The sequence below is a fragment of the Martinezella sp. CNPSo 3732 genome, from assembly GCF_057784515.1.
In genome coordinates this window covers 35197-48927 of sequence record NZ_JBXSOO010000004.1, presented here as the reverse complement: position 1 = coordinate 48927, position 13731 = coordinate 35197, and the positions used below count along the sequence as shown (strand labels likewise).

The 13731-nt window shown below is 60.5% G+C and carries 14 protein-coding genes; 4 read left to right on the top strand and 10 right to left on the bottom strand.

All coding sequences use genetic code 11. The annotated features are described in order from the left end of the window. Positions 1–8: 8 nt before the first annotated feature. From AC13RM_RS10995 to AC13RM_RS10960, 8 genes are all read right to left on the bottom strand, one after another. Positions 9–932, bottom strand: a complete 924-nt coding sequence (locus AC13RM_RS10995) for a carbohydrate ABC transporter permease (RefSeq protein WP_374819593.1) — start codon at positions 930–932, stop codon at positions 9–11. Continuing rightward, positions 929–1801 carry a carbohydrate ABC transporter permease gene (locus AC13RM_RS10990; RefSeq protein WP_113231372.1) on the bottom strand — a complete coding sequence of 291 codons (873 nt, stop codon included), beginning with the start codon at positions 1799–1801 and terminating at the stop codon, positions 929–931. Before AC13RM_RS10990 ends, AC13RM_RS10995 begins: the two co-directional genes overlap by 4 nt. Before the next feature lie 2 nt (positions 1802–1803). After that, the gene (locus tag AC13RM_RS10985; protein WP_374819590.1) at positions 1804–2874 is read right to left on the bottom strand and encodes an ABC transporter ATP-binding protein; all 1071 of its coding nucleotides are present in this window, start codon (positions 2872–2874) and stop codon (positions 1804–1806) included. Between the two features lie 9 nt (positions 2875–2883). Further along, entirely contained in the window at positions 2884–3966 is a 1083-nt protein-coding gene (locus AC13RM_RS10980) for an ABC transporter ATP-binding protein (RefSeq protein WP_374819588.1), read from the bottom strand. A gap of 97 nt (positions 3967–4063) precedes the next feature. Then, a complete protein-coding gene (locus AC13RM_RS10975) occupies positions 4064–4204 on the bottom strand; it encodes a hypothetical protein (protein WP_374819586.1) in 141 nt (46 codons plus the stop codon). Between the two features lie 527 nt (positions 4205–4731). Beyond that, positions 4732–5373 (bottom strand): ThuA domain-containing protein, encoded by a 642-nt coding sequence (locus AC13RM_RS10970; protein ID WP_068389995.1) that lies wholly within the window; start codon positions 5371–5373, stop codon positions 4732–4734. 24 nt (positions 5374–5397) lie between these two features. Beyond that, positions 5398–6498, bottom strand: a complete 1101-nt coding sequence (locus tag AC13RM_RS10965; protein WP_374819583.1) for a Gfo/Idh/MocA family protein — start codon at positions 6496–6498, stop codon at positions 5398–5400. Between the two features lie 139 nt (positions 6499–6637). Continuing rightward, positions 6638–7840, bottom strand: a complete 1203-nt coding sequence (locus AC13RM_RS10960) for an ROK family protein (protein WP_374819581.1) — start codon at positions 7838–7840, stop codon at positions 6638–6640. 220 nt (positions 7841–8060) lie between these two features. Between AC13RM_RS10960 and AC13RM_RS10955 the strand changes: the two genes are divergently transcribed. From AC13RM_RS10955 to AC13RM_RS10940, 4 genes are all read left to right on the top strand, one after another. Then, the gene (locus AC13RM_RS10955; RefSeq protein ID WP_374819579.1) at positions 8061–9362 is read left to right on the top strand and encodes an ABC transporter substrate-binding protein; all 1302 of its coding nucleotides are present in this window, start codon (positions 8061–8063) and stop codon (positions 9360–9362) included. A 72-nt stretch (positions 9363–9434) separates the two neighbouring features. Continuing rightward, complete coding sequence (locus tag AC13RM_RS10950) at positions 9435–10373, top strand: carbohydrate ABC transporter permease (RefSeq protein ID WP_374819577.1); 939 nt, start codon at positions 9435–9437, stop codon at positions 10371–10373. Beyond that, positions 10366–11214, top strand: coding sequence for a carbohydrate ABC transporter permease (locus AC13RM_RS10945; protein WP_015341575.1), 849 nt, complete (start codon positions 10366–10368; stop codon positions 11212–11214). Before AC13RM_RS10950 ends, AC13RM_RS10945 begins: the two co-directional genes overlap by 8 nt. A gap of 122 nt (positions 11215–11336) precedes the next feature. Beyond that, complete coding sequence (locus AC13RM_RS10940) at positions 11337–12407, top strand: ABC transporter ATP-binding protein (protein ID WP_374819575.1); 1071 nt, start codon at positions 11337–11339, stop codon at positions 12405–12407. Here the strand turns inward: AC13RM_RS10940 and AC13RM_RS10935 are convergent. Both AC13RM_RS10935 and AC13RM_RS10930 read right to left on the bottom strand, forming a co-directional pair. After that, complete coding sequence (locus AC13RM_RS10935) at positions 12404–12781, bottom strand: DUF427 domain-containing protein (RefSeq protein ID WP_374819573.1); 378 nt, start codon at positions 12779–12781, stop codon at positions 12404–12406. The two genes, AC13RM_RS10940 and AC13RM_RS10935, sit on opposite strands and share 4 nt — an antisense overlap. Before the next feature lie 283 nt (positions 12782–13064). Then, on the bottom strand, positions 13065–13664 hold the full coding sequence (locus AC13RM_RS10930; protein ID WP_113231381.1) for a TetR/AcrR family transcriptional regulator: 600 nt from the start codon (positions 13662–13664) through the stop codon (positions 13065–13067). Positions 13665–13731: the final 67 nt, after the last annotated feature.

Genomic DNA, 13731 nt, shown 5'->3' with positions numbered 1-13731 from the left:
GTTTTCCTTCAGACGCGGCCGAGCGCGAAGCCCTTGGCGATGTAGTTGCGGACGAAATAAATGACGAGTGCGCCGGGGATCAGCGTCAGCACGCCGGCGGCGGCAAGCAGGCCCCAGTCCATGCCGGCGGCCGAGACCGTGCGTGTCATGATGGCGGCGATCGGTTTGGCATCGGTCGTCGTCAGCGTGCGGGCGATCAGCAGTTCTACCCAGGAGAACATGAAGCAGAAGAAGGCGGCGACGCCGATGCCGCTTGCGATCAGGGGAATGAAGATCTTGATGAAGAAGCGGGGGAATGAATAGCCGTCGATATAGGCCGTCTCGTCGATTTCCTTCGGCACGCCGGACATGAAGCCTTCGAGGATCCAGACCGCCAGCGGCACGTTGAACAGGCAGTGCGCCAGCGCCACGGCGATGTGGGTATCGATCAGGCCGAAGGCCGAATAGAGCTGGAAGAAGGGGAGCGCAAAGACCGCCGGCGGCGCCATGCGGTTCGTCAGCAGCCAGAAGAACACATGCTTGTCGCCGAGGAAGCGGTAGCGCGAGAAGGCGTAGGCCGCGGGAAGCGCGCAGGCGACCGAGATCACCATGTTCATGACGACATAGGTGATGGAGTTGATATAGCCCTTGTACCAGGACGGATCGGTGAAAATGATCGCGTAGTTGCGCAGCGTCGGCTGGTGCGGATAGAGCGTCAGGCCTCCGATGATTTCCTCGTTGGTCTTGAAGCTCATGTTGACGAGCCAGTAGATCGGCAGGAGCAGGAAGATGATGTAGATCGTCGGGACCAGCCAGGCCCATCGCCCTTTTTCGCCGTGCCGGCGGGCAACTTGTGCGCCCGTGGCAGTGCTCGCATTGGCGGCGGCATCGGAAGCGGTCAGCTTGTGCATAGTGGCGTTATCGGCCGTGGTGGAAAGGGGTTTGCCGCTCATCGGCTTGCTCCCGCATCGTAATTGGTCATGACGGTATAGAAGACCCAGGACAAGAGCAGCACGATCAGGAAGTAGACCAGCGACATGGCCGCGGCCGGGCCGAGGTCGAACTGGCCGAGTGCCATCTTCACAAGATCGATCGACAGGAAGGTCGTGGAGTTGCCGGGGCCGCCGCCTGTGACGACGAAGGGTTCGGTATAGATCATGAAACTGTCCATGAAGCGCAGCAGCACGGCGATCAGCAGCACGCGGTTCATCTTCGGCAGCTGGATGTAACGGAAGACGGACCAGCGCGACGCGCCGTCGATCTTGGCGGCCTGGTAGAAGGCGTCGGGAATCGAGGCGAGGCCGGCATAGCAGAGCAGCACGACGAGGCTTGTCCAATGCCAGACGTCCATGATGATGATCGTCGCCCAAGCGTCTGCCGGATCGGAGACGTAATTGTAGTCGATGCCGAGATTGACCAGCACATAGCCCATCAGCCCGATGTCACTGCGGCCGAAGACCTGCCAGATCGTGCCGACAACGTTCCACGGGATGAGCAGCGGCAAGGCCATCAGCACGAGGCAGACGGGAACGCCGATGCCCTTCTTCGGCATGTTGAGCGCGATGAAAATGCCGAGCGGTACCTCGATCGCCAGGATGACGAAGGAGAAGATCAGGTTGCGGATCATCGAATCCCAGAAACGGCCGGACCGAAGAATTTCTTCGAACCACTGGGTGCCCGCCCAAAAGAAGACGTTGTTGCCGAAGGTGTCCTGCACCGAATAGTTCACGACCGTCATCAGCGGAATGACGGCGGAAAAACCGACGAGCAGCAGAACCGGAATGAGCATGAACCAGGCTTTGTTGTTCCAGGTCTTGTCCATCGTCAGGCTCCCATCTCGATGCGCCAGGAGTCGGCGTAGATATTGATGCCCGCCGGATCGAAGGCGATGTGCGGTTCGGCCGGCACCGTCTGGTCCTCGCCGATGACAGCGACGATGTCCTGGCCATCGAGCTTGGCGCGGACCACCTTGCGGCGGCCGAGATCCTCGACCTTGGTGACGGTGGCGGGCATGCCTTCGCGGCCGATGCGGACGAATTCGGGGCGAATGCCGAGTTCGGAACGGCCGGTCTGCTTTTCCTTCGGCGCGCCGGGAAGCGCGATTGTGCGGTTGCCGATGCGCGCGCTGCTGCCTTCGATTTCGACAGGCATGACGTTCATGCCGGGTGAACCGATGAAATAGCCGACGAAGGTGTGGCGCGGGCGCTCGAAAAGGTCGTTCGGCGTGCCGATCTGCACCACTTCGCCATTGTACATGACCACTACCTTGTCGGCGAAGGTCAGCGCTTCCGTCTGGTCGTGGGTGACATAGACCATGGTGAAGCCGAAGCGGCGGTGCAGCTGCTTCAGCTGCGAGCGCAGCACCCACTTCATGTGCGGGTCGATGACGGTCAGCGGCTCGTCAAACAGGATGGCGTTGACGTCGGAGCGCACGAGGCCGCGGCCGAGGGAGATCTTCTGCTTGGCATCGGCCGTCAGGCCGCGGGCCTTGCGATGGGCGCTGTCGGAAAGGCCGATCATCTCGATGATCTCATCGACCTTGCGCTTGACCTCTGCTTCCGGAACGTGCCGGTTGCGCAGCGGGAAGGCGAGATTGTCGTAGACGGTCATCGTGTCGTAGACGACCGGGAACTGGAAAACCTGCGCAATGTTGCGCTCCTGGGTCGACAGCCGGGTTACGTCCTTGCCGTCGAACAGGATGCGGCCTTCGGAAGCTTGTACCAGACCGGAAACGATGTTGAGAAGCGTGGTCTTGCCGCAGCCCGAGGGGCCGAGCAGGGCATAGGCGCTGCCATCTTCCCAGCTGTGGTTGACTTCCTTCAGCGCGTAATCGGCATCGGATTTCGGGTGATCATTGTAGGCGTGCCGGATGTGGTCAAGATCGATGCGGGCCATGGTCTCTCCTCAGGCGGCTTGTTGCAGGACGGGAGTGACGGCGGCGCCATCGGTGTCGAAGACCATGATGTGGCGCGGGTCGATATAGACATCGATCGCATCGTCGACATCGATATCCTGCACGCCCTGCGTCAGCATCACCCAGCGCCGGCCGGCAAAATCGATATGGATGAAGCTCTCCGAGCCGGTGATCTCGGTCACCATCACCCGTGCCGGAGCGGCGACGGCCTCCGGCGTCTGCGGCGCAAGCGCGAGATGATGCGGCTGGAAGGCGATCGTGTAGCGGCCATCCGGCCGGTCTTCCAAACCCCTCGGTACCGGCAGGCGGATGTTGCTGTCGAGCACGAATTCCCGGCCGCGCTTGTCGAGCGTCATCGTGTTCAGCGGCGGATCGGCAAAAGTGGTCGCGGTAATCAAGTCATGGGGATTGCGGAAGACATCGATCGTCGATCCGAATTGCGTGATGCGGCCTTCCGCCAGGGTCGCGGTATTGCCGCCGAGAAGCAGCGCTTCGGAGGGCTCGGTGGTGGCGTAGACGAAGATCGCGCCGGATTCGGCGAAGATCTTCGGCAATTCGGCACGTAGCTCCTCGCGCAGTTTGTAATCGAGATTGGCGAGAGGCTCGTCGAGCAGCACCAGCCCGGCATTTTTCACGATGGCGCGGGCGAGCGCCGTGCGCTGCTGCTGGCCACCGGAAAGGCTCAAAGGGAGGCGATCAAGAAAAGGACCAAGCCGCAAAAGATCGGCTGCCTTTTTTACTTCCTTGTCGATGGACGCCGCGCTTTTGCCGCTCAACCGCATCGGCGAGGCGATATTGTCGTATACGGTCATCGCGGGATAGTTGATGAATTGCTGGTAGACCATGGCGACGTTGCGGCGCTGCACCGGCAGGCCGGTGACATCCTTGCCATCGACATGGATCGCGCCCGTGGTCGGCTTGTCGAGCCCGGCCATCAGCCGCATCAGCGACGTCTTGCCCGACAGCGTCGGCCCCAGCAGCACATTCAGCGTGCCGCGCTGCAGCGTCAGATTTGTTTCCGCGATATGCGTTTCGCCGCCGACAGACTTCGATACGCCCCTGAGTTCAAGCACGATAGATTCCTTCCATGCGCCGCATGTCAATGCTGCCGCGAGGATTGCGAAGAGACCAAACCGTCCTGTCGTTGCCGGACGGCGCCTGCTGCTGAGATTATGATTGTTCGGAAGTGGATTGCGCCGATCTGCCCGCGGAACCGTCGCGCCGGCGAGGATTGCGCCAGGCGACGTCAGTGGCCATGCGGCCGATGCCGCCAACCATGCCGTTTTCCGTATCGATCTGATATTCGGACAATTATTCCTCCCCCTGTTTCGATTTGCATCCCTCACGCGAAAACCGAAACAAGAATGACGATAAATGAAGATAAAGGAATGTCAAACGAAAACTGACCGCGTTTCAGTTTCGCTTCATAAATCCCGTCTCAGGCGTGTTTTAGCGATTTATTATCAATCTGGTAAGCAATTGATCGGAATTGCAAATGGAGGCTGACGCACCTTTCGATGCGTCCACGCGCATTGGGGCTGAACGGAGCTTGGTCGCCCGTGCTGATAGTCGCACGATCAAAATGGGGAGTGAAGCCTGGCACGGAATGCGAGGCAGGATCTGCTACGTCGAGGTGAGATAAGGACGGTTGATAGCTGATTGCAGGACGCGGGATGGAGCCCCTGCCCAAGCTCCGTTCGCGGCGGTCTGTCCCGCCTGCTCGTCATTGCTCAAAACGATGAAAACCGCCGTGCGCGACCGCGCCATCATCGGGATGGCGGACGCAGAACCGCCCCTCAAGCATTATGAGGGGCGGTGATTTTCGCAATAGACAGGGCTTAGCGCGCCGCCCAGTTGGCGCCGCGACGGAAGATGGTCTTCATCTGCGGCACGTCGAATTCCTTGGCCTGGTGGCCGAGCGAGGAATAGAAGACGCGGCCCTTGCCGTATTTGCGCTTCCATGCGACCGGCATGACGACGCCGTCGATCCAGTAGGCATGATCGCCGGTGAAGGTCGTGGTCGCCAGAACTTCGTTCGATGGGTCGACATGCATGTAATATTGCTCCGACGTGTAGGGGAAATCGGTGATCCCCTCCATGATCGGATCGTCCGGGCGGGTGATATTGACCGTATAGTCGATGATGTTGCCGGGATGGGCGACCCACTGGCCGCCGATGATGAACTGATATTCGACGCTTTCGCGGAAACTATCGCCCGCGCCGCCATGATAGCCGGCTATGCCAACGCCGCTTTCGATCGCATCCGCGAGGTTCTTCACCTCTTCTTTTTCGATCTTCGACATGGTGACGATCGGCACGATCAGGCTGAGATCGTGGATCGAGGGATCGGCGAAGGCCTCGGTGCTGTTTTCGAGATAGACCTTGAAGCCATCCTCTTCCAGCATGTCCCGGATGATATGGGCGCATTCCTGCGGTTCGTGGCCGCTCCAGCCGCCCCAGACGATAAGTGCTTCACGCATGATAGTTCTCCTGAAATTACTTGGTTAGCGGCCGATCTGCCCGTCCACCAGGGATTCGGACAGAGGGGCCGGACGCTCCGTTTGCGTCGTGATGGCGACCGTGCGACCGGTATCGGAAGCCGTCTGGAAGGCTTCCATGACTTCGAGCACATGCAGCGCGAGGCTGCCATTGGCGCGGTGCGGACGGTTCGAGCGGATGGCGTGCGCCATGTCGGCGACACCGAGCGAACGGTAATTGCCGTCGGCATAGGGCGCGGTGATCTCGCGCTCGGCAAATTCGCCGCCCTTCTTTAGAAACTCCACAGGGCCGCCGAAACGGTTGGGATCAGGCACGATCAGCGTGCCTTCGGTGCCGTAGACTTCGAGAGGAACATGCTTGTGGCCGGCGACATCGAAGCTCATGCCGATCTGGACGACAGCGCCACTCACAAAGGCCATGACGCCGGCAACATGCGTCGGCACATGCACGGGGATGTGCTCGCCATTGCGCGGCTCGCTGGTAATAATGCGCTCTTTGCGTGGGGTAATGGCAAAGCCGGCGACCTGAGAGACGGGCCCGAGCAGATTGACGAGATCGGTGATGTAATAGGGGCCCATATCGAGCATCGGGCCGCCGCCGACTTCATAGTAGAAAGCCGGATTCGGATGCCAGCGTTCATGGCCGGGGCACATGAAGGTGGCGGTGCCGCCGACCGGGATGCCGATCGCGCCCTCGTCGATGATGGCACGCGCCGTCTGATGGCCGCCGCCGAGGAAGGTATCGGGGGCGGCGCCGATGCGCAGACCCTTGGCGGCTGCGGCATCCGCGAGTTTCTTGCCTTCGGCGAAATTGATGCCGAGCGGCTTTTCCGAATAGGTATGCTTGCCGGCATCCAGCGCCTGCAGACCGACAGCGACGTGCGCCTTCGGAATGGTCAGATTGACGATGATCTCGATCGAAGGGTCGGCCAGCAGGGCGGCGATATCGACTGCCTTCAGGCCGAATTCGGCAGCCTTTGCCTCGGCGAGTTCGCGATTGAGGTCGGCCACACCTTTGATGTCAAGAATGGGAAAGGATTTCATGGCGGTGAGATAGGCGCCGGAAATGTTCCCGCAGCCGATGATGCCGATGCCGACCTTGTTCATAGATTCCTCCAAATAAATTGTCTTTGCTGTCCTGGAGCGGTTCAGCGTTTCACGGAGCTGCTGAACCGCTCTATTCTATTGTTTCGACGCAATTCCGGACGGAAAACCGCTACGCACTTTTCCTGGAACTGCTCCGGGATCAGAGGGCCGGTGCCGGTCCCGTCGTTCCCCAGGGCGATTCGTAGAGTTCGCGCAGTGCCACGACGGCGGCGCCTTGAGCCCAGGTCTCGTCGGTCGACTGGTCGAAGACGAGTTCGGTCACGCCCCTGATCGATGGCGGGATGGCCAGCGAATAGGCCTCCCGCAGGCTGTCGAGAAAGGGCTGGCCGAGCGCTAGGCTCGATCCCACAAGAATAACGCGCGGCGGGGCAAACAGCGTGACGATGTTGGCGAGCGCCATGCCGCATGCCTCGCCGGCGCGGATGGCAGCATTGATCAGCGAGATATCCTCGGCATCGATCAGCGTTTTGGCATGCGCCATTCCGCGGCCGAGGCGAATGGCTTCGGCAAAACGGCCGCTCGGCTGGTCGCCGAGAATGGCGCTTTCGCCGGCAAGGCTTGCCAGACGAATAATGCCTTGTGGACCCATGCCGAGAACGAGATCGCCGAGATTGTGGCTGAGGCCGCCGGCGCCGCGAAAGAGCTGGCCGCCATGCAGCACGCCGAGCCCCAACGTCTGTTCCAGCGACACGAGAACCATGTCGTCCAGATCTCTTGCCTTGCCGAACCAGTGATGCGCCAGCGTGATGGCATGCGCATCGCTTTCGACGATGGTGGTCACGCCCAGCCGCTCGGACATTTCCTTGGCGAAATCGACGCCCGTCTCGCGGAAGATCGGGCTGGTGCGGATATGGCCGGTGCGGTGCTCGACAACACCGGGCAGGCCGAGGCAGACGGAGTCGACCTCGTCGAGCGCCAGATTGGCATCGACAACGCAGCGCCGCACGCCATCCTCCAGGAGATCGGCAATGACGCCGATCGGCTGCCGGTCGACACGCAGCGCCAGTGTCAGCGTCGAAAGAACCTCGCCGCAGAAGTCCGTCACGACGAAAACCATGCGATTGGCGGCGATTTTCGCGCCGACGACGCGCGCGGCATCCGGGTTGAGCTCCAGCATGACGCGGGGTCGGCCGCGGCTGGCCGCCTCGCGCAGGTCGCCTTCGGTGCGGGCCAGGATCAGCCCGTCATCCAGCAGCGAGGCCGTGATTGCAGAGACTGTCGTAGTCGAAAGTTGGGTGCGGTCGCTGATTTCGATACGTGCGATGGAGCCCGCCCGCCGGATCGTATCCAGCACGTTGAAGCGGTTTATCGCCCGCATAAGCTCGGGATCTGCTGTTTTCATGAGAATGGCGCCGAATGACGGACCCGCTCGGCTGCGGCCTGGTATTTTTAACGGAATGCGAATTAAATAGCCTATGGCCATTGCCTAATGTCAAGCCATTTCGCAGTGATCTGCCGAAAATTTAGCGATGGCGGTTGACATTTGGGCAAAGCTCCGTTGAATTATTCCGCATAAGGGAAAAAATATTTGAGGCTCTTGGTTCCCTTGGGAGGAGAAAATCATGATCCATCTACGTGGGGTCAAAGCCCTTCGCATTGCCGCTGTCGCCGCTACGACCGGCCTGGCGATTCTCGCTGGCGCGACGGGCGCTGCTGCCGACACCGTCGTCAAATGGCTGCATCTGGAAACCGATCCAAACTATGTCGCCGTCTGGCGCAAGATCGCGGATCAGTATGAGGCCAAGCATCCCGGCACAAAGATCGAGATGCAGTTCCTGGCCAATGAAGCCTTCAAGGCGAAGCTGCCGACATTGCTGCAATCGAAGGATGCTCCCGATTTCTTCTTCAGCTGGGGCGGTGGTGTCTTGAAGCAGCAGCAGCAGACCGGCACGCTGCTCGACCTGACCGCGGCGATGAACGCCAAGGATGGCGCCTGGCTGAAGAGCTATAATCAGGCGGCCGTCAAGGGCCTGACCTTCGATAACAAGATCAGCGCAGTACCCTATAAGCTCGGCACGGTTTCCTTCTTCTACAACAAAGCCCTGTTCGCCAAGGCCGGTGTCGATGCCAGTGCCATCAAGACGTGGGACGATTATCTGGCCGCGGTCAAGAAGATCAAGGCTGCTGGTATCGCGCCGATCGCCGGCGGCGGCGGCGAGAAGTGGCCGATCCATTTCTACTGGAGCTATCTGGTGATGCGCGACGGCGGTCAGCAGGTCTTCAACGACGCCAAAAACGGGAAAGGCAACGGTTTCAACGATCCGGCGATCATCAAGGCCGGCGAGCAGCTTGCCGAGCTCGGCAAGCTCGAACCCTTCCAGCCCGGCTATCTCGGCACCACCTGGCCGCAGGCGCTCGGCGTTTTCGGCGACGGTAAGGCTGCGATGATCCTCGGCTTCGAAAATACGGTTGCCAACCAGCGCACCAATGCCGGCGACGGCAAGGGCCTGGCGGATGACAATATCGGCCGCTTTGCCTTCCCGGCCGTAACCGGCGGCGCCGGTCTTCCCACAGACACGCTCGGCGGCCTGAATGGCTGGGCCGTCACCAAGAAGGCCCCGCCCGAGGCACTCGATTTCCTCGCTTACCTCACCAATGCCGAAAACGAGCGCACCATGGCACAGGCCGGCATGATCATCCCAGTCGCCGTCGGCGCCGAAGATGGCGTGAAGGGTCCGCTGATGCACGAAGCAGCCGACCAGCTCGCGCATTCGACCTGGCATCAGAATTTCTTTGACCAGGATCTCGGCCCCTCGGTCGGCCGCGTCGTCAACGATGTGGCTGTCGGCATCGTCTCCGGCCAGATCACGCCGAAGGATGGCGCGCAGCAGGTCCAGGACGCCTTCGAGCAGGATCAGCTCTAGTGCCTTCTGGCGCCGGCCTCTCCCTTGTGCCGGCGCCGGTTTTTCTTTGAACTGCAACTGTCGAGACTGCCCATGACCGATGTCAGCGCCACGACCGCCATGCCCTCCGTCGCAAGAACGAAGGTCGCAGCGAAGCGAAAATCGCCGGCCGCGCGGGGCCGCTTGCCCGTTATCCTGCTGTTCCTGCCGCCCGCTCTTCTGCTTTTCACCATCTTCGTCATCCTGCCGATGGGGGAAGCAGCGTGGTACAGCCTCTATCGCTGGAACGGCTATGGTCCGCCGACCGAGTTCGTGGGGCTGCGCAATTTCCAGGTTCTCTTCAAGAACGGCGCTTTCCTGACGTCGCTGAAGAACAATGCTTTGATCATCGTCGTGTCGATTGCGGTCCAGGTGCCGCTTGCCATTTGGCTCGCGACGATGCTGGCGCACCGCATTCGCGGCGTCGTGCTCTTCCGGCTAATCTTCTTTCTGCCCTATGTGCTGGCCGAAGTGGCCGCAGGCCTGATCTGGCGCTTCGTCTATGACGGCGATTACGGCCTGTTTGCCGCGATCGCGCATTTCCTCGGCACGCCGACACCCTATGTGCTCGCCGACAAGGACCTGGCGATGTACGCCGTGCTCGGCGTGATCGTGTGGAAATATTTCGGCTTCCACATGATGCTGTTCATCGCTGGCATGCAATCCCTAGACAAGAGTGTGCTCGAGGCAGCCGAGATCGACGGCGCCACCGGCTGGCAGAAGTTCCGTTACGTGACGCTGCCGCTGCTCGGCTCGACACTGCGTCTTTCCGTCTTCTTCGCGGTCGTCGGTTCGCTGCAGCTCTTCGATATGATCATGCCGCTCACCGGCGGCGGCCCGTTCAACTCGACCCAGACGATGGTGACCTTCCTCTACAATTTCGGCGTCACTCGCATGCAGGTCGGCCTCGGCAGCGCCGTCGGCGTCGTGCTGTTCGTGATCTGCGTCACCCTCGCCTTCGGCTACAAACGGATATTTATGCGCAATGACTGATCTGGCCTCATCCGTTCGACTGACCACCGGCACGAAGATCTATCTCTATGTGTCGCTGACCATCATTGCCGCGATCGTGCTGATCCCGCTGCTGACGACCGCACTCGGCGGCTTCAAGACCCTCGGCGATCTCCGCACCAACCCGTTCGGCCTGCCGGCCGAGTGGCATTTCGAGAATTATACCGGCATTCTGTTCGGCGACCGCTACTGGCGGCAGATGATGAATTCGCTGATCATCGCCGTTCTCACCGTGTTCCTGACACTGTCGGTCTCGGCCATGGCTGCCTTCGCCTTCGCGCATGTGAAATTCTTCGGCTCGAACTTCCTGCTGAACTATTTTCTCATCGGCCTGATGTTCCCGGCCGCCACCGCCATCCTGCCGCTCTTCATCCGCATTCGCGATCTCGGCCTGCTCAATACCTATTGGGGCGTGGTGCTGCCGCAGGTGGCTTTCGGCCTCGGCATGAGCATTCTGCTCTTCCGGAATTATTTTCGAAACCTTCCGGAAGAATTGTTCCAGGCGGCTTTTGTCGACGGTTGCGGCTATATCCGTTTCTTTTGGCATATTTCGCTGCCGCTTTCGCGGCCGATCATTGCGACCGTCAGCATCATTTCCTTCGTCGGCAGCTGGAACAGCTACATCCTGCCGCTGATCATGCTGAACTCGGATTCGATCTATCCCTGGCCGCTCGGCATGATGGTCTATAGCGGCGAATTCGGCACGGAATGGGAGCTGGTGCTCGCCTTCATCACGCTGACTATCCTGCCCACCGTCATCGTCTTCTTCCTGGCGCAGAAGCACATCATTGCCGGCCTTACCGCCGGCGCCGTGAAATCCTGAGCCTGGAGCGGCTCAGCTTTTCACGGAAACTCTGAACCGCTCTATCTCTTTGTTTTAGCAATTCCGGGCGGAAAACCGCTAGGCACTTTTCCTGGAATTGCTCTCATCGGAGCACAAACAACATGGCATCCGTCGAACTGCACAACATCCACAAGGCCTATGGGGCGCTGACCGTCATCCATGATATCTCGCTGTCGATCGAGGATGGCGAGTTCATCGCGCTCGTCGGCCCCTCCGGCTGCGGCAAGTCCACGCTCTTGCGGATGATCGCCGGATTGGAGGAAATCACCGATGGCGACGTGTCGATCGGCGGTCAGGTGGTCAACGCCATGACGCCGCGCGAGCGCAACATCGCCATGGTCTTCCAGTCCTATGCGCTCTATCCGCACATGACGGTCGCCGAGAATATGGGCTTCAACCTGAAACTCTCGGGCGAGACCAAGCCGGTAATCGAACAACGGGTCAATGAAGCGGCGCGCATGCTCGATCTCACAAAGCTGCTCGACCGCAAGCCGGCGCAGCTTTCCGGCGGTCAGCGCCAGCGCGTCGCCATGGGCCGCGCCATCGTGCGCAACCCGGCCGTCTTCCTGTTCGACGAGCCGCTTTCCAACCTCGATGCGAAGCTGCGCGTGCAGATGCGCTCGGAAATTAAGGCGCTGCATCAGAAGGTGCAGACCACTTCGATCTATGTCACCCACGATCAGATCGAGGCCATGACGCTTGCCGACCGCATCGTGGTGCTGAACCAGGGTAAGATCGAGCAGCAGGGCACGCCGATCGAGCTTTACCGCAAGCCAGCCAATCTCTTCGTCGCCGGCTTCATCGGCTCGCCAGCCATGAATTTCCTCGACGGCGTGGTCGAGGGCGTCGAAGGCTCGCCGGCCGTACGGCTGAAGGACAGCACGCCGATCCGCATCGCCGGGGAGCGCAAGGTGAAGGCCGGCCAGAGCGTGAAGATCGGTCTCAGGCCCGAGCATCTCAGCCTTGCCAGCGGCGGTTCGCCACTTATGGGTCAAACCTTGCTCGTGGAGCCGACAGGCGCTCAGACGCATGTGCTCTTCGATCTTGCTGGAGAGCAGGTGACGGCCGTTGTCGATGGCGAAGCACCGGTGCGCTATGGGCAGCCGCTGAATGTCTCGGTGAACCCGGAGCAGGTCTATGTCTTCGACGCCGCGAGCGGCCTGGCTCTTTAAGTTCTCACATCGATGGAATCGACGCGATCGGGATAGAAGGCCATGTAATCTTTGATCCGGCTGACGGATGCATAGGGATTTTCGTAAGTCCATATGGCGTTCACCGAGCGCTCGCCGCCGGCCGGAATGCTGTAATAGGAGCATTCGCCCTTGTAGGGGCAGTAGGTTTCGTGGCTGGTCCTTTCCAGCAACGACATATCGACATCCTTGCGCGGGATATAGATGACGGCCGGATAGGACGCTTCCTTGAGCGACAACGCCTCATGCGTATCGGCGACAACCTTGCCGGCGACGGAGACGATGACATGGGCCCGCTTGTCCTCGATCGTGATTGGATGATCCGGACCGGGGATTTTAATGGGTCTTTCGGACATTCTTGCTCTCCTCAGCTTAGCAATAGTCAGCAGAGTTTGGTTCTGCCGCAGCTTCGTGCATGGCCCCTCACCCCAACCCTCTCCCCGCATCGCGGGGAGAGGGGGCTTTGGTGATTAAGGCGCTTCCGCCCCAATGGAGCAGCGTGTTGTTTTGCGCTGTCGTCCCCTCTCCCCGCTAGCGGGGAGAGGGCTAGGGTGAGGGGCCAGCCACATAAGCTGCGGCAGAACCAGATTCACCTGACGATCTCACTTCAAAGGGATATAGGAAGCGTCCTGCCGATTATCAGGTCTTTTGCGACACTCGTGTTTTCGGGGCACCCCAGCGCAATCCATCCATCAGCAGACGTACGAGACGGCGGGACCGCTCATACCATTCCGGCGAATTGGGCATGGAATAGGTGCCGGACAATGCCTGCAGCACATCGGTACTATCGACATCGGTGCGGATCGTACCGGCGGCGACGGCGCGGTCGATCAGGCTTGCGAGGACGATGGGCACTTGGCCGTAACTGTCGGTGAAGAGCTTGGAATTGCTGCTGAGAAGGATGCGCAGACTGTCGGCCATGCCGCGTTTCGTTGCGATGTAACCGACGAAGCGGTTCATCCACTCTTCCAGAGCTTCATCCGGCGCGCGCTCGCGCGAAAGCTCTTCTGCGGCAGCGCACAGCGCTTCGACCTCATGACGATAAACCGCTTCCACCAAATGTTCCCGGCTCGGAAAATGGCGATAGAGCGTGCCAATACCAACATCCGCGCGGCGAGCTATGTCTTCCAGGGAGGCGGCGGTGCCGTGGCTGGCGAAGGCTTGCGCTGCAACTTCGATCAGCTTGTCATAATTGCGCCGCGCATCGGCGCGCAGCCGCCGGCTTTCATTCGGCGGCATAGGCTTTGGTTCCGGCAACGGCTTGCGCGCCAATTTCTGCTCCTTGCAGGGTGCCACGATGATATCG

What these genes read in the sequence shown, in the direction of transcription:
- AC13RM_RS10995 (WP_374819593.1), bottom strand. Translation starts at nt 932, where the DNA reads ATGAGCGGCAAACCCCTTTCCACCACGGCCGATAACGCCACTATGCAC.
- AC13RM_RS10990 (WP_113231372.1), bottom strand. Translation starts at nt 1,801, where the DNA reads ATGGACAAGACCTGGAACAACAAAGCCTGGTTCATGCTCATTCCGGTT.
- AC13RM_RS10985 (WP_374819590.1), bottom strand. Translation starts at nt 2,874, where the DNA reads ATGGCCCGCATCGATCTTGACCACATCCGGCACGCCTACAATGATCAC.
- AC13RM_RS10970 (WP_068389995.1), bottom strand. Translation starts at nt 5,373, where the DNA reads ATGCGTGAAGCACTTATCGTCTGGGGCGGCTGGAGCGGCCACGAACCG.
- AC13RM_RS10965 (WP_374819583.1), bottom strand. Translation starts at nt 6,498, where the DNA reads ATGAACAAGGTCGGCATCGGCATCATCGGCTGCGGGAACATTTCCGGC.
- AC13RM_RS10960 (WP_374819581.1), bottom strand. Translation starts at nt 7,840, where the DNA reads ATGAAAACAGCAGATCCCGAGCTTATGCGGGCGATAAACCGCTTCAAC.
- AC13RM_RS10955 (WP_374819579.1), top strand. Translation starts at nt 8,061, where the DNA reads ATGATCCATCTACGTGGGGTCAAAGCCCTTCGCATTGCCGCTGTCGCC.
- AC13RM_RS10950 (WP_374819577.1), top strand. Translation starts at nt 9,435, where the DNA reads ATGACCGATGTCAGCGCCACGACCGCCATGCCCTCCGTCGCAAGAACG.
- AC13RM_RS10945 (WP_015341575.1), top strand. Translation starts at nt 10,366, where the DNA reads ATGACTGATCTGGCCTCATCCGTTCGACTGACCACCGGCACGAAGATC.
- AC13RM_RS10940 (WP_374819575.1), top strand. Translation starts at nt 11,337, where the DNA reads ATGGCATCCGTCGAACTGCACAACATCCACAAGGCCTATGGGGCGCTG.
- AC13RM_RS10935 (WP_374819573.1), bottom strand. Translation starts at nt 12,781, where the DNA reads ATGTCCGAAAGACCCATTAAAATCCCCGGTCCGGATCATCCAATCACG.
- AC13RM_RS10930 (WP_113231381.1), bottom strand. Translation starts at nt 13,664, where the DNA reads ATGCCGCCGAATGAAAGCCGGCGGCTGCGCGCCGATGCGCGGCGCAAT.